The organism is Streptococcus oralis subsp. dentisani, assembly GCF_002096615.1.
Taxonomy (GTDB): domain Bacteria; phylum Bacillota; class Bacilli; order Lactobacillales; family Streptococcaceae; genus Streptococcus; species Streptococcus oralis_U.
Genome location: NZ_NCUX01000024.1, coordinates 19,651 through 36,999 on the forward strand (window position 1 = coordinate 19,651; position 17,349 = coordinate 36,999).

Here is a 17,349-nt window from a genome sequence, read left to right on the forward strand (position 1 = left end):
TTTAAAAATTTACCTCCATATTTTGATACATGGGCATAAGCATTGCCGCATAAAGTAAAACGATAATCAGGGCCACAAAGATAAAGACCAGTGGCTGCACCAAATTCATGGTGCGGTTGACTCGGGTAAAAAAGGCTTCCCAAGTTTTCTCAGCATAGATTTCCAACTCACTCCCCAGCTTGGACTTAACTTCCCCATACTCGATGATGAGACTCAACTCCTTTTTAAAGAAAGGATAGGTTGCTATGGTTTGAGAAAATTCGCGGCCATTTTGCAGGGCTTGAGCTAGATCTTGACCGATTTCTTTAAAAAGCTGAGAACCTTGTTCCTGCATGATCTGAAAAATCTGCATCAGCTCCATTCCCTGCGAAATCATATTGCCCCATTCACGCGCGTAATAAGCTGTCAGATAGGTCTGGACAAAGATTCCCAGAAAGGGAATCCGTGCCAACATCGAGAAGACCCGCATCTTAGAACTTCTTTTGTAGAAAGTGAGGGCTAAAAGTAAAGACAGAGAGCAAACCAACACTAGTCCCAGAAAAATTTGTGGCAGATTACCGATGATTTGAGTGGCGATATTGCTACTGTCCAGTTGGGGGAGCAAATAGTTTCTCAACCCCATCATGATTAGCAGGAGAAATCCCAGCAAAATCAAAGGATAGGTCGCCACTTCGATTAACTTTTTCTTGACCTTGGCCAGATTGTCTAGATACTCTTCTATCTTTCCCAAACTCAGGTGAAGATTCCCGTGAACTTCAGCTAGGGATAATTGGGTCACAATAGCACTTGAAAAACCCAAGCTGTCCATCATCTCTGAAAAGGATTTCCCCTGGGACAAGCCTTGGTGCATCTGGGCCACATAGTCCTTTTCCAGCAAGGCACTTCTCCCCAAGAAAGAAATAATTTCCACCAAATGAAAACCACTGGAGAAGAGATTATTAAACAAGGTGATGATTTTCTTTTGCTTAGCTGTAGCTAATTTTTTCCGTTTCAGCCTGAAGACTTGTGATATGTCCATCTTTAAGAAGCTGGTCAATCTGCGCATTCCAGCTAGTTGGCTGGTGTTCCTGATAGTCTTGGTTTGCAAAGTCAACGATTCCTCCTCCCCCGATTAATCTCTGGTAGCAGACGCCTTGCAGGACAACTGCTAATTCCTCCTCCGTCACACCCAACTCCAGAAGGCGTTCATAAACACCTCGGATACTCTTGGCATGAATGGTTGAAAAGACCGTCGCCCCTGTCAAACTGGCTCTGACCACTGCACGTGCCGTCTCGCTATCCCGAATTTCACCAATAATCAAGAGGTCAGGACGATGCCGGAGAGACAGTTTGATGAGATTTTCATAGGTCAAGCCAATCGCCTCATTCAACTGTAACTGGAGCATGTCTTCCTGCTTGATTTCTACTGGGTCTTCGATAGACATAACTTGCTGCCCCTTAAACAGAGACTTAGCTAATTCGTGCATCAGAGTCGTCTTGCCACTGCCGACCGGACCCGCAAAAAGGTAGAGGCCCCGTTGCCGGTACTGCTCACCCAGTTCGTTCATATCCTGAAACCAGAAATGCAGTTCCTGCTCCTCATCGTGCAACAAACGAATAACCAAACTCTCATGTCCCCGATAATCTCCTACGGTAGACAAACGCAGAGAAGACACCTTCTCCCCATGCTGATAGTCGCAAGAGCCCAGCTGACTACGTCTCTTCTCCCCTACATTCATACCCGCTACAAACTTAAAATGACTAATCACAGCAGCTAAAACATCAAACTCATAGGAGTCAACTAGACACCGTTCGTCTCCAACCCGCATGTGAAGCTCATAGGATTTTTCCTTGGGAATAAAATAGATATCCTGAGCCTTCTTTTCTTTCGCAGTAGCAATAATTTTCTGTGCAATTTCTTGTACCATACCGCCCTCCTTATCTAACTATTCGCAAAAAAATAAAAAAAGCAACTTAAAAAGTTACTTTTTTTATCTCCATTTCATACGGCAAGAACGGTGTTTTTCTTGACCTGTTTGTTTTTCATAGCCTGGACGTAGCTTTTCATCGGGGATGACTTGCCCATCCTGTAAAAGAGCCAAAGAATGATACTGCTGCAAATACTCATCACACTCATCACACCAACGTTGGTCTGCAGGATCCCAAAAAATAGTCATCAAATCGCTCCGACTCTTATAGAGAGGATTCTTCTTTTCCAGCTCAAACCAGCATGATTTATAATATTTTAGAGCATCATAGTACTTGTTAAAAGAGCGACTCATAATGACATCTTTTTCCCAACCTTCTATGAACCACCACGGTTCAAAGTCCCCATACATTTCTATAACACGATACATTTTCACTACTTCCTTTGTACCGTATATTATAACGAATTTTCTAGAACAATGAAAGGATTTTGCTTCATTATAGAACAATCTTCTAGCTTTCTGAAGATACCTCTAAATAGAAAAGCAAAGGCTGAGTCATCACAGCCTCTGCTTTTTACTATGCTTGATAACGTTTCACACCGTCTAGGTAGGTTGCTACCAATTCCAAATCTTTATCTAGTACGATAAAGTCAGCGTCATAGCCTTCACGGATTTGACCACAGACATCATCGATGTGAACAGATTTTGCTGGGTTGAGGCTGGCCATCATGACCGCTTCATGTGGATTCGCAATGCCCCATTCGACCACATTCTTCAAACCATCTTTGAGTTTGAGAATAGAACCCGCTAAGTTGCCTGTCGATTTGAGGCGTGCAGTTCCATTGGCAACCACTACCGGGAATTCTCCCAACATGTAGTCACCGTCTTCCAGACCACCAGCTGTCATACAGTCTGTGATAAGGGCGATATTTTCAGTTCCTTTTTGCTTGAGCAAAATTTCACAGGCCTTTGGATCTACGTGGTGACCGTCACAAATCAATTCTGCATAGGTATGTGGCAACTCATACATGGCTCCCACCATACCGAGCTCACGGTGAGTCAACCCACGCATTCCATTGTAGGCATGTACCCAAACGCTTGCTCCAGCATCAACTGCTTTTTTAGCTTCATCAAAAGTCGCATTTGAGTGCCCTAGAGCAACAGTCACTCCTTCGCCTGTAATCGTACGAACAAAGTCTTCTACACCTTCACGTTCTGGCGCAAGGGCAATTTTATTAAGCAAACCATTGGCAGCTTTTTGCCAAGCACGAAACTCATCCATACGAGGGTCCTTCATATAGGCAGGATTTTGAGCTCCCTTATATTTCTCTGTGAAATATGGCCCTTCAAAATAGATTCCCCGAATCTTGGCTCCACTTGCTTCCTGATAACGAGCACCGATATTTTCAGTTACCGCAAGCAACTGCTCGTAAGAGGAAGTCAACGTCGTTGGCAAGAAGCTAGTAACACCCGTGCTAAGCAATCCTTCACTCATAGTATGAAGGGTTCCTTCGATGTTATTATCCATGACATCGACACCACCAAATCCATGAATGTGAGTATCTACAAGTCCCGGGGCAATGCTGTAGCCTGTATAGTCAATCACCTCAGCTCCTTCAGGAATCTGTTCTACATGTTTGCCAAACTTGCCATCCACAAGTTCCAAGTAACCACCACGACGAACTCCGTGTGGGTAGAAAAACTGATCCGCTTTAATATAATTAGGCATAATGATAACCTCCTTGATAGATTGATTCTAGAATTTATTATGTCAATTACATTATAAACCTTTCTTTTTCATTTGTAAATGGTATAGACCTATTTTCTAGAGATATTTTAAAAGAGCTGGATATCTCCAACTCTTTGATTTTATTTTGATTTCACAGGCTGTTCTTGAGCGGTCTTAACAGCAGCTGCAATTGTTTCTGCGTATAACTTAGCACCTTCTTCAATCATGTTGCTATCATTTCCAAAGTGGACTTGGTCGGTTCCAGCCCAGATTTCAGGGTGCTCCTTAGCAACCTTATTCCAGTCAGCAATGCTCACGTAAGGAGTCTTTTCTGCTAATTCTCGCGCATAAGTCGCATACTGCTCAACTGATTTGTAAGTCTCCTTGCTCTTGTCACCTTCATAAGGAGTTACAAGAATCAGATGGTGGCCTTTGGGAAGATTTTTAACTATCGTATCTAAGTCATCTTTATAATTCTCTGGTCCGTTTACACCCGTTGCAATGACAACTGTTTTTAGAAGTACCTTGTTCTGGCTGTTATTGAGCATAATGTCATTGGCTTGCTTGGTCGTCCGACTAACCTGAGCATTGATATTTGCATCAGGAAGCGCCTCTTTTAAGGCTGTATTGGCACGTAAAGTCACTGAATCCCCAATCAGACTCGTTCCCTCAGAAATTCCTAGGCGACTGACTTCAGCTTGTTCAGCAAGAGTCTTTGTTTGTCCTATATTGGTCTGAGCTTGCTTGAAACCATTGACCATCAAGTCTGTCTCAAAAGCTCCAACCTGAGGAGCCATAGCTATGATAATCAAGGTAAGTAAGGAAAGGGTGCCCACAACACTAGCACTAATAGGTTTGATATGACGCAGTTTAGTGATTTTTCTAACTAAAGCGTTGGTCTTACCAGCAATCAATGGCTCAATAATATAGAAAGATAGGATAGCAAAGAAATAGGAAAAGATAACGGTTAAAATAACAGCGGGCAGATTGCTCATCAACTGCGAAAAGATAATATAAAAAGGCCAGTGGAAGAGATAAACCGCGTAGCTGGTATCCGCTAAAAATGTGATTATATGAGGTTCTTGTATCTCAGGCGTTTTCTCATGCAAAACACGCGCAGCAAAAATCATGGTCACTGCTGCTAAACTTGCTAGCAAGAAGCCAAATAAGTACGCAAACAGGTAAGTGAACTTGACAAAGAAAGTCAAGAGCACTAATACCAAGAGACCTGCAGCAAACACCAGTAGATTCTGGCGAAGATCCCACGTCCGATCAAACTGCTTGACTAAATCGCTCGTCTGACGAACACCCACAACCGTCGCCAAAATGCTTCCTAAAAAGAAGGGATGGATATGGGTTAAACTTGAAAAGTAGACAGACGAATGGGAACTAGCCATTAGACTACCAATAAACATGGAGAAAAAGCTAATGATGAAAGCTCCCGCAGAAAGGAGGAAGACTATCCCTCTCAATTGACTACTAGATTTTGAACGTTTCGATAAGAACCAAACCGCTAAGCCCCAAAGAATATAGTAGTGAACCTCAACAGCTAGACTCCAGTTGTGAACAAAGAGATGCGGAATGAACTGGGATTCATAACTTCCCCCTATTAACATTTCGTAGAAGTTGGTCATAAAACCGAGAACTCCAGCAATCTGGCCACCAATTCCAGCAACATAGTCTTGGCGAACTAAGAGGGTAAAGGGCATGGTCACCAAAACCATCAGAACCACAGGTGGCACGATCCGATAAAACCGTCTCTTAAAAAAGCCCAGTAAATCAATCTGGCTTTTCTTTCCAAACTCTTCTAAAAGGAGGGAGGTAATCAAGAATCCCGAAAATGTGAAAAAGACATCTACCCCGAAAAATCCTCCAGGAAAGATGGTCTGAAAGAAGTGGTACAGAAGCACCAGAAGTAAACCTGTAATCCTAATCAAGGAAAACCATTTAATACGCATACGAGTCTATTCTCCCTTTCGTTATACACTTTATTCTATCAAAAAAAGAAGAAAAATCCTACGAGAAAACGTAGGATTTTTAGCTTCTATAAATTCCATTTTAAAAATTGCGTCCTGACTTGTTGTAGCCATATTTTTCCACAAAATACTCACGGAATTCCAAGAGATTGTCATCCATGATAGCTTGGCGGACCTGCTTCATGAGGTTGAGCAAGAAGTAAAGGTTGTGGTAGCTAGTCAAGCGGATACCAAAGGTTTCATCAGCCTTGAGCAGGTGACGAAGGTAGGCGCGTGTGTAGTTCTTACATGTGTAGCAATCACACTCAGGATCCAGTGGCGTAAAGTCCTCAGCAAACTGGGCATTTTTGACAACCAAACGTCCCTGACTAGTCATACAAGTCCCGTTACGAGCGATACGAGTCGGCAAGACACAGTCAAACATATCCACACCACGAATGACCCCATCAATTAAGCTATCTGGCGCTCCGACCCCCATCAAATAGCGAGGTTTATTTTCAGGAAGGAGTTGAGTTGTGAAGTCCAAGACTGCATTCATCTCTTCGTGTGTTTCTCCCACTGCCAAACCACCGATAGAGTAGCCTGGGAAATCCATGCTGACAAGGTCATGAGCTGACTGACGACGAAGGTCTTCAAATCCCGCCCCCTGCACAATTCCAAACAAACCTTGATCCTGTGGACGACGGTGAGCTTTCAAACCACGCTCAGCCCAACGGCTGGTACGCTCGATTGATTTCTTAACGTAATCGTAAGGTTGGTAAAACTGAGGACATTCATCAAAAGACATCATGATGTCTGAACCCAGATTGTTCTGAATAGAGATGGCTTTTTCTGGCGATAGGAACATCTTGGAACCATTGAGATGGTTTTTAAAGGTTACTCCTTCTTCTGTGATATTACGGCTATCTGCTAGGGAATAAACCTGGAAACCACCACTATCTGTCAAAATAGGCTGGTCCCAGTTCATGAACTTGTGGAGACCGCCTGCGCGTGCGATAAGTTCATCTCCTGGACGAAGCCACAGATGATAGGTATTAGAGAGGATAATCCCTGATCCCATCTCCTTCAATTCTTCAGGCGACTGGGTTTTAACAGTAGCTTGGGTCCCAACTGGCATAAACATAGGTGTTGGGAAGGTACCGTGGGGAGTGATGATTTCTCCCAGACGAGCTCCTGTGTGTTTTTCCTTCTTAATCAAACGGTATTTGATTGGTGAATCTGACATTTTCTACCTCCGAAGCTGGGAAAGACAGTCCCAGTTCATACTTTGTGCCCAAAGGCATACTGTATGATTTTATCAAAAAAATCAGGAACTGTCACGAACTATGGTATAATGAAAGAATGAAATACCCAAAAATTGATTTAAAAACCATCCGTCTGCAGGCTAGGCAGTTTCAGGCTGAAAACCCCCGCCTCTTTCTCGTCTATCTCTTACCTAGCATGCTGGTCATCTTGTCAGGCTTTCTCAACCCCTTGGCTCGTCTCCAAGAAAGTGTTTTAGAGCAATCCTTTTTCAGCATGCTGGCACAAGTGCTCCAAGCCTATCTCTTCCCACTAGTGGTTTCTTTTATGAGCACGATTTTTCTAGCAGGTGCTGCCTTTGCGACACTCCGACTCCTCAAGGATCCTAATACGGAACTCTCAGTAAAATCAAGCCTGGCCCTCTTTGCTGAAGAGCGCTTCTCGCAAACCTTCCTGACCCTACTCCTCAAACGTTTCTACCTCTTTTTATGGAGCATTCCAAACTTAGTAGGGGTTTATTTTCTTTTTTATAGCAATCTCTTGGCTCGAAGATTTGTTGCCCTACATCCTGAATTTCCAAAACTAGATCTCTCGTCGGTTGAAACAGAGCAGTTCCTTATGACCTTTGGGCTCTACTTTTTCGCGAGTCTCATCTTGATGATTGTGGGGAACATCCTCTACGTACCGCAACATTATGCCTACTCGCAGGTAGAATTCCTCCTCTGCGATACTCTGGATTTAGGACAGGCTAAACCAAGTCAAATCCTGAAAACCAGCCGTTTCTTGATGAAAGGATACAAGTTCCAGCGCTTTGTCCTCGACCTACAACTACTCCCTTGGTACTTCCTCAACTGGATCACCTTTGGGATTGCTAGTTTCTCAATCCTTCCCTATATCCAAAACAATCACATCTTCTTTTACAGAGCCCTACTAGCTCGTAAACGTCGAAATGGATAAGAGAATACAAAAACCAGCGTCGTTCAAAACGCTGGTTTTCTTATTTCAAAAGTAACATACTCAGCAGAGTCAAAATAGCAGGCCCACCTTGCTTCAGAATAATCTTCTTGTCTACTGTCAGAGAACCGTAGGTCGCTGCACCAAGCACAAATAAAACAAAGATGGTCACAATTTCCAAACTTTGTGAGAAATAAATCCCGTACAAGAGAAACACACCCAGCAAAGCATTATAAATCCCTTGGTTTTTAAACAGTGAGGTGACAGAGGGTCTAGTCAACTCTTCCTTGTCCATATTAAAGACTCAGCTGGTTGCATCTGATTGGGTTGCCATACTCTCCAAATAAAAGATATAAAAATGTTCGAGGGCAACAAGGGTTGCTAAAATAGTAGTAATGATTGACATCGTTTTCTCCTTAAAATTCTATTTTTTCTAGACCTGACACTAGTTTCGTCAGTAAAGTTGTTAGCTCTTTCTGCTCGGCTGTCGATAAGATGCTCTCCATCTGTTCCTTCACTCGCAAATGATGTTTAGGCGGACTGACTAAGAGTTGATTCTTGGCTTCTTGGGTTAATTCAACTAAGACTTCTCGCTGATTGGCCGGATTACGCTTGCGACTGACATAGCCCTCTGACTCTAGTATCTTAAAATGACGGGTCAAGGCCGCCTGGTCGATTTGCAACTTCTCCTGAACGGCAATCTGGTTGCAGGGTGACTGCTGCAGTAAAAACTGCAAGATTTGATAGCGGGTCAAACTAATTCCCAATTGTTTCTCAAAGAGTTGAGTGATCATCTGATCTGTTAAATGGAGCTGGTACAGTAAGTCGTTAATTTTTTTCATTTCTACCTCCTTGCGTACACTTGATTCATCAACTATTGACTTGTCAATTATATTACAGAAAGATTAAAAACGCAACCATTTTGCTTACTCACGAAAAATAGCCTCTTGGTTTCAATCCCAAAAGGCTATTATTTCTATATTCTAGATAAAATCCAGCACTAACCTACCAAATCTGCTCGAAGGATTTCTCCCTCTTTATCAATGACAACTTCGATGGCATGGCCTGCAAAAATTTCTTCGCTATCATCATAGTAGAGGGTCAATTCCCCGTCTTCGTTGATCGATAGTTCACTCAAGGAAAGAGAGTTGGTAAAATACTCTTCTGTTAACTCCACATCATTTTCATCTGAATCTATCCAGTCTTGAGCTGTTTCCCACAGTTCTTTGACAATATAGTCTTTAATCCGAGTATCTTGAACTTGGAAAGTTCCCATAAATTTCTTTAGATCATCAAAACAACTTGGAGGGAGACTTTCATCTGCACTCGCAGCAAAGATAGCATGAATCTTACCACCACCCTCGTAAGTGATAAATCCTTCAAACCAAGAATAGGCTCTGTTTAAGGTGAATTCGCCAATATCGTCTTGAATGATGACAGGTTTTTGATAGGTTTCAATCAAGGTCTCTAACCTAGAGTCTGAGGATTGGTCATCTAGGTATTCCAGCAAGTGGTAGCAGTTATTAGCTACTTCTGACATATATGGCTCTAACTCCATGAAGGGGCGTTTTTGACATTTGATATGATGAATCTGATAGGGCTCGAAACTATAGCTATAGAGCAAGCCCTTTTCTTCATATTCCTCTGGACTCACCAACCACTCCAAACGTCCCTCTGTTTCCGAGAACTCCTTTGTCTCCACATTCACACTTGCTACAAAATGAACCGAAGGCAACTTCCATCCATTCTTTAAAACAGCCGCGCCTCCCACATTTTGTAAGGTGATAATCAAGAGTTCAACGACTTCACCACAAAATTCTTTTTCAAAGTCACCAATGGTTTTCTCAAATGTTTTTTTCAAACTATTCATCATAGTGTTCTCACCTTCTACTAAAATAAAAATACTTGATTTTCAGTTAACTACAGTTTGATTATAACATAGATTTGAAAACATTTCGATTTAGAATAACAAAAAGAAGCCTCAACCTTATGAGTTTTCAGCTTCTTTTGCTATTAGTTCATTGAAACGTGAACGTGGTCATAGTGGTTTTCGGTTACGCTACCACGGTCTGGCATTGGATTCCAAGTGTAGGCTGGTCCATATTTACTATCATATGGAGCATAGAAACGTTGTTTCCAGATGATGTAGTTGATACCACGACTAGCCATATTTTGGACTGCATATTCTGCAATTTGATCACCAAGTGCTGAACTCACTGGAACCATAAAGTCGATGGCCAAACCTTTACCATGGTCCCCACTGTCACCAGGACGGTAGCCACTAAAGGATGTAATCCCAAACAAGTTCGCTACTTCTTCCTTAAAGGCTGCCGTCTGTGGTTGTAGACCAGCATTCTCAGACTTGGCTACAGCAAGGCCTGCATAGTCAGGAGCTGCTGGAGCAACATACGTTCTTGAAGGAGTTTGGCTTTGCTCTGCTTGATAAGTCGAAGTTGCAGTGTCAGAAGTTGCTGTTGATGCTACTGTTTCTCCTGTTGCACTTGTTCCCGTTGCATCAGCAGACGTTTCAGTTGCTGGAGCAGCTGCTACTGGGGCTTCTGCTGGAGTTGTTGCTGCCGTTTCTTCGGTAGCTGGAGTCGCTGTTTGAGGAGCTTCTTCTTCAACCGAGCGAGTTGTTGCTGCTACTGGGACCTCCTCTGGAGTCGTTTCAGCTGTTTCTTCTACTACAGGTGTTTCTGTAGATGGTGTCTCTTCAGCAACTGTCGCTATCTCAGAAACTTCTGAACTTGGCGCTACTTCTGTTGGTTTTTCAGTCTCTGTTGCACTTGGTACTTCCTCAATCGGTTGAGAAAGGTCTTCTACTTGAACTGTTTTTTCATCGACTGTCACTTGGTTGGTCGTCAAATCAGCTGTCGCAGTTGTCACTTCTTCGCTAGCATCTGCTTGAGGAGTTTGGATCTCGACTTCCGTCACCTCTTCTGCCTCATTGACAGTTGTAGTGAGGACAGTATCTGGGAAAATCAAGTCCATATTGGTGATTTTGTTCAAATTTGCAAGAACTGTGACATCTACACCCAAGGCTTCTGCAATGGTGCTCAGGGTATCACCATACTGAACTGTATAGCTGTTTTTGTTCTCGTTTTTCGTCACATCATTTTTGATTTGCTCAACAGTACGAGCAGTCCAAAGGATCTCCTCTGCTTGAGTTGCCAACACAGGTGCAAATGACAAGGCTACTGTTGAGGCAAAAATAATTCTTTTCTTCATTCGTTCATATTCCTTTCAAATGAGTACCCGTCTATCATAACACAAAAAAAGCAGAAAAAAAGCCCTCTCGGGCCTATTTAACAGAACTGTCTATTCCTTGTAACAAACTCGATTACTTGAAATAGTTTGTTAGGTTTCTGTCACGCGACTGACACAATTTTTTTATTGCTCAGCATCAAAAATGTGGGGAATATCTGCCAACGCTTGAATCCTGTGATTTCCTTCATAAGAAGACTCTAGAAAGTTAATGCTTTGAATGCTGCTATTCTGGGCAAATTCCACATCCAAAATCCGATCCCCTATATAATAGGTATCCCTAGGATCCAACTTATACTTGTCTAGCAGATATGTCGCCGCTTCTGGACTGGGCTTACGCGCAAAACCGCTCTGACTGGTTAGAATCTCTGTAAAATAACATTCCAAACCCAAGTCTCTTAGGATAGCGAAAGCATTGTCCCCCTTATGAGTATAGACAAACTGCTGAATTCCTGCTTGGTCTGCCCAAGCTAGCACTTCACGCGCGCCTGGCATCAAAACTACCTGAGCATTCTTCTCAGCCAGACTTTGGGCACGCACCTGATTGAGCACTTCCGCATCCAGATTTCTCTCTTCTGCCAACTGCTCCAGCAAATCCTGCACCGAAAATTTGAGGATAAACTCTCTCACTTTTTCCTTATCATAAGGAATAGCAAACTGAGCAAAGGTCTCCTCAATTCCTGACAAAATCGCTTCGTAAGAGTCCAATAAGGTCCCGTCTAAATCCCAAATAAAAGCTGTTTTTTGCATTTCCTATCCTTTCAACATCATATAACGCTGGTAACGGTAGCGTAGAAATAACCAGCGAAAACCATTATCCAAAAGTGTTCCTGCCCAAATACCAGGTAAGCCCCAACCAAGAACAATGCCCATCAGATAGGCTGTCCCTATGCGGATACACCACATCCCGATACTTGTTGCATAAAAGGGAAGGCGAGCATTCCCCAAGCCCTGCCAAACTGCCGTATAGATGACTGTCCCTGTCGCCATAGGAGTTCCTAGTAGAGAGAAAAGTGCCACCAAAACGCTCGCTTCGACTGCTACAGGATCGGTCGTATAGAGATGAGTCAGTGGTGTCCCTAAGGCATAGATACTGAGAGTTAAGGTCAACATGAGATGCAGAGAAAGCCAAAAGGTTTGCTTACTCAAATCATCTACTCTTTCCCAGTTATTCTCTCCAACTGCTCGAGCTACCAGCATGACCGTTGCCGTAGCGACGCCAAAGGCAGGCATATAGTTAAACTGGGTCAAAACTTCTCCGACTGCATTTCCCGCTACTGCCTCCGTCCCAAAAGAGACGACCAAGGCAATGATCACTACATCTCCAGCCCTCATCATGAGACGTTCTCCTGCCGCTGGCAAAGCCAAGGTCAATAGTTCTTTATCTAAAGCAAAAGTCGGTTTCTCAAAAGGCAGTTTTAATTGCGACCACAAAATCACAAGACCGACTAAGCGAGACAAGATAGTCCCCCAAGCAACACCCGCTATACCCATATCAAGGACAAAAATAGCTAGACTTGAAAAAAGAATATTCAAGGCATTGGATAAAAGACTCACATAGAGGGGGAGACGCGGATTATGCGTTGCACGAATCAAGGCGCCTAGACTCGTCATCAAGCCCAAGAGAACAATCGATCCGCCTACCAAAGATAGGTAGAGTCCACCACTCTCGGCCACAGCCTGCTCAGTTCCCAAAAGTCCTATCATCTCTTGCCCAGAAAAGATGGATAAGGCCCCTAAAAGTGCACTCAGCAATAGGGTTATCTTTAGAGCCTCTGTCACGTGATAAGCCAACTTGGACTGATCTTTCTGCCCCAAACTTTTTGAAATAACACTGGAAATAGCAGCTCCCAGAGCGATAAAAATCGCCTGGTAAATCGTGATAATATTGCCAGCTACTGAAACACCTGAAATAGCGATTAAGCCCAAGTGAGCGACCAAGTAACTATCCACCATGCCCATAAGCATCTGCAAAAAGTTTTCCCCCATAGCTGGCAATGCAATATTAAGAATGTCTTTATTTTTCTTAAACAATCCTTCCTCCTGATGAAAAGAAACTCAGTTGGTTTCCCAACCGAGTTTACTCTCTCTGCCTTAAAGTCCTAGATAAGCCTCAACCGCCGCTTGCATGTCAGCAGCTGCCACTGTTGTTTTATGACGAACTGGAGCTGTTTCAAGGCCATCAACCGCTGGTGGCACTGCCACTCCTGAAATGCCATGTAATTGATCCAAGGCTTCAAAGTCTGTCAAACCTGCTTTTCCTGTTACAGCTTCTACTGCAACCACTGGGAACTTGTATGGACTAGCTGTTGAAGCAATCACTGTCTTAGTCGCATCGCCAGTAGCAGCTTGGTATTTTCTATAAACTGCTGAGGCAACCGCCGTGTGTGGATCCTCGATATAGGCATCTGTATCATAAACACGCTTGATTTCTGCTGCCGTTTCTTCCTCAGTCGCATATTCAGCTACAAAGAGATCCAGAATCTCTGCATCAAAATCAGTCAGTTCATATTGTCCTTGTGTACTCAAGGCATTCATGAGTTCAGCTGTCTTTTCAGCATTATTTCCCAATAGATGGAAAATCAAGCGCTCCAAGTTTGAAGACACTAGGATATCCATGGATGGGCTAGTTGTGACCTTAAACTCACGTTTCTTGTCATAGACACGGGTTTTAAAGAAGTCTGTCAAAACATTGTTGTCATTTGAAGCACAGATCAATTTGCCAACTGGCAGACCAATTTGTTTAGCATAAAAGGCAGCCAAGATATTTCCAAAGTTTCCTGTTGGTACTGTGAAGTTGACCTTTTCACCAGCCACAATCTCACCAGACTTGACCAACTGAGCGTAAGCATAAACATAGTAGACAATCTGTGGTACCAAACGACCAATGTTCATAGAGTTAGCTGATGAAAATTGCAGTTTATTAGCAGCCAACTTTTCACGAAGAGCTACATCGTTAAACATATGTTTGACGTTAGTTTGCGCATCGTCAAAGTTACCATCAATAGCGATAACATGAGTATTGTCGCCAGTCTGAGTAGTCATTTGCAACTCTTGTACCTTGCTGACACCATCCTTTGGATAAAAGACGATAATTTCAGTTCCAGGCACATCCGCAAACCCCGCCATAGCAGCTTTTCCAGTATCACCAGATGTCGCTGTCAAAATGACGATTTTGTTCTCCAAACCATGCTTTTTAGCAGCAGTCGTCATAAAGTATGGCAAGATAGACAAGGCCATATCTTTAAAGGCAATCGTTGAACCATGGAACAATTCCAAGTTGTATTGCCCATCCAGTTTCACCAATGGCGCAATAGCTGGGGTATCAAACTTGCTATCGTAAGCATTGTTGATACAGTAGTCCAACTCCTCTGCAGTAAAGTCATCTAAAAATGCTGATAAAACTAATTTAGCCACTTCTTGGTAAGAAGCATCTTTTAATGTGTTAAAATCCAAATCTACCTTTGGATAAGTAAGCGGTGTAAACAAACCACCATCCGTCGCCAAACCTTGCAAAATGGCTTGGCTGGCAGTTACTGTATTATTGGCATCACGCGTTGATTGATAAACTAATGTCATGAATCTCTATCCTTTATCTATAGTCTCTTCCATTATATCATGATTTTTCAGAAAATTCTCCCTTTATAAGAGAAATTATAGGCCCAATTCTTTCTTCAAAGGCTCTAAATAAATCATTTCTTGCTTATCTCTTTTATCCAGTCCTTCCGCAGCTAGGATGAGTAAGGCTTTAGAAAACTCGAGAATCGCAGCTTCTTCCTGATCTGTAAGTTTTTTCTTAGAAAATTGCCGTCTCAATGACTTGTAATCACGTCCAAATATGATAAAAAATGGAGCCTTTTGCAAATAAGTTTCTAATTGATCTAAATTTACCAACAAACCCAAGTGAAAAGCCGTCGCGGCAAAGGTTCGATTCAAGGGTTGCGTACATACACTACGAAACTCAACTGTTCCGCGAGTCGTTAAGTCCTGGTACTGGTAACTACGGTGTGTCTGAAAGTCCTTCTCCTGAGGATAAAGAAGGATCTCTTTCCCATCAAGGGCGAAGGCATGAATTTCCGGAGTTCCTAAGTAATCTTTTGCTCGAATTGGATAAAAATAATAGGTTTCACCATCCCGTTCCGCAGTAAAAATCGCAGAGTGATTCAGATAATCAAAAAAATCATTCTCATCTTTGAAGAGTCTGGCATTAACACCTACATTTTCAGGATAAATCCCATGCATAGACTCTTCCCAAAAAATATCCCTTGAAACCTTAGTATCCCAATCCTCCCCTGAAAACTCTGAATTGGCAAACAAATAAGCTTTGCCAGCTTCAATCTGAGTAAAAGCGTTAATGACCCGCAGAAAGTTAGACTTTGAAACATCCAGTTGAACTTGGCTCCCACAGATAAAAGCACCATATTGCGGGTAGTCGTGCAAATCCGTTCTTGGAACGGTTCTGCTCAACTTCAAATAGTTCATTAACATCTGATAGCGTGCATAAGCAACTGGTTGATTCGCATTCTCTTCCCAGTATGGATGGATACCAGAACCAACAATGGCATGATTTGTTTCTCTCAACTTTTTCTGAATCAGATCCATGTAGTCTCTAAAACGCTCTTCAACCTCTTGGATGGATTTAGCCCTACCAAAGGCAAACTCAACGGTCGTATAAGCAACTTCAAATAAGATTGTATCCTGACTGACCGGATCTAGTAACTGAATTGGATTTCCAAAATCATCAACTTTCTCAACTGTAAACTTCAGAACAGAAGATAAATACCGAAACAGTTCCTTAACAACCTCAATATCCGTAGCCTTACCCTCTAAATTTACAACAGGATACTCCAGCTCAACCCCAATAAATAAATCTGGGTTCTCTTTTATATTTTCTAAGTAGCGCTTCTTAAGCAAGTCAACCGAACGAGACATTAACCACCAAACTCTTTCATAATCTACATAAAATGTGAATAAGTAATATTATACCAAAAACACACTAAAAATGATTAGAATAAGAAGAAAAAGATAATTCATCAGTTATCTGTACTTAAAGAAAAATATCAAAATCTTCACTAAATCAAAAAACAAGGTCCGAAAACCTTGTCGTTATTACTATACCGGCGGCCGGGGTCGAACCGGCACGTCCTTGCGGACACTGGATTTTGAGTCCAGCGCGTCTGCCAATTCCGCCACGCCGGCAAATAGTAACTGGGGTAGCTGGATTCGAACCAACGCATGAGGGAGTCAAAGTCCCTTGCCTTACCGCTTGGCTATACCCCAATAATATAAAATAGGCGAGTGATGGGGATCGAACCCACGCATGCCAGAGCCACAATCTGGTGTGTTAACCACTTCACCACACCCGCCATAATTCTATAAACACGGGCAGTAGGAATTGAACCCACACTGAAGGTTTTGGAGACCTTAGTTCTACCTTTAAACTATGCCCGTAACTAAAGGAATGGAAGGGGAGGGATTCGAACCCCCGAACCCGAAGGAGCGGATTTACAGTCCGCCGCGTTTAGCCTCTTCGCTACCCTTCCTAGTCATAAGTATATGGCGCGAGACGGAATCGAACCGCCGACACATGGAGCTTCAATCCATTGCTCTACCAACTGAGCTACCGAGCCAAATTGCGGGAGCAGGATTTGAACCTACGACCTTCGGGTTATGAGCCCGACGAGCTACCGAGCTGCTCCATCCCGCGTTAATAATAAAAAGGAGGATGTGGGATTCGAACCCACGCACGCTTTTACACGCCTGACGGTTTTCAAGACCGTTCCCTTCAGCCAGACTTGGGTAATCCTCCAAAAATAGTCCGTACGGGATTCGAACCCGTGTTACCGCCGTGAAAAGGCGGTGTCTTAACCCCTTGACCAACGGACCATATTCATAAATGGGCACGAGTGGACTCGAACCACCGACCTCACGCTTATCAGGCGTGCGCTCTAACCACCTGAGCTACGCGCCCAAGTTAAAAACTTGGTAATTGAACAAAGTTCAAAGCGGGTGACGAGAATCGAACTCGCGACAACAGCTTGGAAGGCTGTAGTTTTACCACTAAACTACACCCGCTAAAATGGGAGTTAACGGGATCGAACCGCTGACCCTCTGCTTGTAAGGCAGATGCTCTCCCAGCTGAGCTAAACTCCCAAAAAGGAAGCCTCTAAACTTCCTATTCTGCTAAGCGACTTCCATATCTCACAGGGGGCAACCCCCAACTACTTCCGGCGTTCTAGGGCTTAACTGCTGTGTTCGGCATGGGTACAGGTGTATC

14 protein-coding genes, 12 tRNA genes, 1 rRNA gene and 1 pseudogene are annotated in these 17,349 nt (G+C 43.1%); 1 reads left to right on the forward strand and 27 read right to left on the reverse strand.

The features are described 5' to 3' along the window. Position 1 precedes the first annotated feature (1 nt). The 6 genes from comGB to tgt all read right to left on the reverse strand — a co-directional run bounded on the left by comGB (position 2) and on the right by tgt (position 6,837). Positions 2-1,018, reverse strand: coding sequence for a competence type IV pilus assembly protein ComGB (comGB, locus tag B7708_RS00315; RefSeq protein WP_084972909.1), 1,017 nt, complete (start codon positions 1,016-1,018; stop codon positions 2-4). After that, complete coding sequence (gene comGA / locus B7708_RS00320) at positions 966-1,907, reverse strand: competence type IV pilus ATPase ComGA (protein ID WP_084972910.1); 942 nt, start codon at positions 1,905-1,907, stop codon at positions 966-968. Before comGA ends, comGB begins: the two co-directional genes overlap by 53 nt. 63 nt (positions 1,908-1,970) lie before the next feature. Further along, entirely contained in the window at positions 1,971-2,336 is a 366-nt protein-coding gene (locus B7708_RS00325; RefSeq protein WP_000286403.1) for a DUF1033 family protein, read from the reverse strand. Between the two features lie 148 nt (positions 2,337-2,484). After that, positions 2,485-3,636, reverse strand: coding sequence for an N-acetylglucosamine-6-phosphate deacetylase (nagA, locus tag B7708_RS00330; protein ID WP_084972912.1), 1,152 nt, complete (start codon positions 3,634-3,636; stop codon positions 2,485-2,487). A 140-nt stretch (positions 3,637-3,776) separates the two neighbouring features. Then, entirely contained in the window at positions 3,777-5,594 is a 1,818-nt protein-coding gene (locus B7708_RS00335) for an acyltransferase family protein (RefSeq protein WP_084972914.1), read from the reverse strand. 100 nt (positions 5,595-5,694) lie between these two features. Continuing rightward, on the reverse strand, positions 5,695-6,837 hold the full coding sequence (tgt, locus tag B7708_RS00340; RefSeq protein WP_001285249.1) for a tRNA guanosine(34) transglycosylase Tgt: 1,143 nt from the start codon (positions 6,835-6,837) through the stop codon (positions 5,695-5,697). 116 nt (positions 6,838-6,953) lie between these two features. On the opposite strand from tgt, the gene B7708_RS00345 reads away from it, so the two are divergent. Then, positions 6,954-7,811 (forward strand): DUF975 family protein, encoded by an 858-nt coding sequence (locus tag B7708_RS00345; RefSeq protein WP_084972916.1) that lies wholly within the window; start codon positions 6,954-6,956, stop codon positions 7,809-7,811. 40 nt (positions 7,812-7,851) lie between these two features. Here the strand turns inward: B7708_RS00345 and B7708_RS00350 are convergent. The 21 genes and pseudogenes from B7708_RS00350 to rrf all read right to left on the reverse strand — a co-directional run. Beyond that, positions 7,852-8,214 (reverse strand): annotated as a pseudogene (locus B7708_RS00350) (DUF1304 domain-containing protein). 10 nt (positions 8,215-8,224) lie between these two features. Further along, positions 8,225-8,650: a MarR family winged helix-turn-helix transcriptional regulator gene (locus tag B7708_RS00355; RefSeq protein ID WP_000723482.1), complete on the reverse strand. Its 426-nt coding sequence runs from the start codon at positions 8,648-8,650 to the stop codon at positions 8,225-8,227. 158 nt (positions 8,651-8,808) lie between these two features. Next, positions 8,809-9,681, reverse strand: a complete 873-nt coding sequence (locus tag B7708_RS00360; protein ID WP_084972920.1) for a DUF2262 domain-containing protein — start codon at positions 9,679-9,681, stop codon at positions 8,809-8,811. A 140-nt stretch (positions 9,682-9,821) separates the two neighbouring features. Further along, positions 9,822-11,036, reverse strand: coding sequence for a LysM peptidoglycan-binding domain-containing protein (locus B7708_RS00365; RefSeq protein WP_084972922.1), 1,215 nt, complete (start codon positions 11,034-11,036; stop codon positions 9,822-9,824). 162 nt (positions 11,037-11,198) lie between these two features. Next, the gene (locus B7708_RS00370) at positions 11,199-11,822 is read right to left on the reverse strand and encodes an HAD family hydrolase (protein WP_084972924.1); all 624 of its coding nucleotides are present in this window, start codon (positions 11,820-11,822) and stop codon (positions 11,199-11,201) included. A gap of 3 nt (positions 11,823-11,825) precedes the next feature. Next, a complete protein-coding gene (locus B7708_RS00375) occupies positions 11,826-13,106 on the reverse strand; it encodes an MATE family efflux transporter (protein WP_084972926.1) in 1,281 nt (426 codons plus the stop codon). Between the two features lie 60 nt (positions 13,107-13,166). Further along, positions 13,167-14,651 (reverse strand): threonine synthase, encoded by a 1,485-nt coding sequence (gene thrC / locus B7708_RS00380; RefSeq protein ID WP_084972928.1) that lies wholly within the window; start codon positions 14,649-14,651, stop codon positions 13,167-13,169. Between the two features lie 75 nt (positions 14,652-14,726). Next, a complete protein-coding gene (locus B7708_RS00385; protein WP_084972930.1) occupies positions 14,727-16,004 on the reverse strand; it encodes a gamma-glutamylcysteine synthetase in 1,278 nt (425 codons plus the stop codon). Between the two features lie 183 nt (positions 16,005-16,187). Continuing rightward, positions 16,188-16,271, reverse strand: a tRNA-Leu gene (locus B7708_RS00390). Between the two features lie 9 nt (positions 16,272-16,280). Beyond that, a tRNA-Gln gene (locus B7708_RS00395) sits at positions 16,281-16,352 on the reverse strand. A gap of 13 nt (positions 16,353-16,365) precedes the next feature. Continuing rightward, positions 16,366-16,438 (reverse strand) — tRNA-His (locus B7708_RS00400). 14 nt (positions 16,439-16,452) lie between these two features. Beyond that, positions 16,453-16,523: transfer RNA gene (locus tag B7708_RS00405), tRNA-Trp, on the reverse strand. A gap of 11 nt (positions 16,524-16,534) precedes the next feature. Continuing rightward, positions 16,535-16,615 (reverse strand) — tRNA-Tyr (locus B7708_RS00410). 14 nt (positions 16,616-16,629) lie between these two features. Beyond that, a tRNA-Phe gene (locus B7708_RS00415) sits at positions 16,630-16,702 on the reverse strand. A gap of 3 nt (positions 16,703-16,705) precedes the next feature. Then, positions 16,706-16,779 (reverse strand) — tRNA-Met (locus tag B7708_RS00420). A gap of 12 nt (positions 16,780-16,791) precedes the next feature. Further along, a tRNA-Ser gene (locus tag B7708_RS00425) sits at positions 16,792-16,881 on the reverse strand. A 5-nt stretch (positions 16,882-16,886) separates the two neighbouring features. After that, positions 16,887-16,958: transfer RNA gene (locus B7708_RS00430), tRNA-Glu, on the reverse strand. Positions 16,959-16,969: 11 nt separating this feature from the next. Then, positions 16,970-17,043: transfer RNA gene (locus B7708_RS00435), tRNA-Ile, on the reverse strand. 33 nt (positions 17,044-17,076) lie between these two features. Beyond that, positions 17,077-17,147, reverse strand: a tRNA-Gly gene (locus tag B7708_RS00440). A 5-nt stretch (positions 17,148-17,152) separates the two neighbouring features. Further along, a tRNA-Val gene (locus B7708_RS00445) sits at positions 17,153-17,225 on the reverse strand. Positions 17,226-17,254: 29 nt separating this feature from the next. Further along, positions 17,255-17,349, reverse strand: a 5S ribosomal RNA gene (rrf, locus tag B7708_RS00450); the annotation flags it as partial.

Excerpts from the sequence above, each read along its gene's own strand:
- comGA (WP_084972910.1), bottom strand. The coding sequence starts at position 1,907 with ATGGTACAAGAAATTGCACAGAAAATTATTGCTACTGCGAAAGAAAAG.
- nagA (WP_084972912.1), bottom strand. The coding sequence starts at position 3,636 with ATGCCTAATTATATTAAAGCGGATCAGTTTTTCTACCCACACGGAGTT.
- B7708_RS00370 (WP_084972924.1), bottom strand. The coding sequence starts at position 11,822 with ATGCAAAAAACAGCTTTTATTTGGGATTTAGACGGGACCTTATTGGAC.
- B7708_RS00365 (WP_084972922.1), bottom strand. The coding sequence starts at position 11,036 with ATGAAGAAAAGAATTATTTTTGCCTCAACAGTAGCCTTGTCATTTGCA.
- comGB (WP_084972909.1), bottom strand. The coding sequence starts at position 1,018 with ATGGACATATCACAAGTCTTCAGGCTGAAACGGAAAAAATTAGCTACA.
- B7708_RS00360 (WP_084972920.1), bottom strand. The coding sequence starts at position 9,681 with ATGATGAATAGTTTGAAAAAAACATTTGAGAAAACCATTGGTGACTTT.
- tgt (WP_001285249.1), bottom strand. The coding sequence starts at position 6,837 with ATGTCAGATTCACCAATCAAATACCGTTTGATTAAGAAGGAAAAACAC.
- B7708_RS00385 (WP_084972930.1), bottom strand. The coding sequence starts at position 16,004 with ATGTCTCGTTCGGTTGACTTGCTTAAGAAGCGCTACTTAGAAAATATA.
- B7708_RS00345 (WP_084972916.1), top strand. The coding sequence starts at position 6,954 with ATGAAATACCCAAAAATTGATTTAAAAACCATCCGTCTGCAGGCTAGG.
- B7708_RS00325 (WP_000286403.1), bottom strand. The coding sequence starts at position 2,336 with ATGTATCGTGTTATAGAAATGTATGGGGACTTTGAACCGTGGTGGTTC.
- thrC (WP_084972928.1), bottom strand. The coding sequence starts at position 14,651 with ATGACATTAGTTTATCAATCAACGCGTGATGCCAATAATACAGTAACT.
- B7708_RS00335 (WP_084972914.1), bottom strand. The coding sequence starts at position 5,594 with ATGCGTATTAAATGGTTTTCCTTGATTAGGATTACAGGTTTACTTCTG.
- B7708_RS00355 (WP_000723482.1), bottom strand. The coding sequence starts at position 8,650 with ATGAAAAAAATTAACGACTTACTGTACCAGCTCCATTTAACAGATCAG.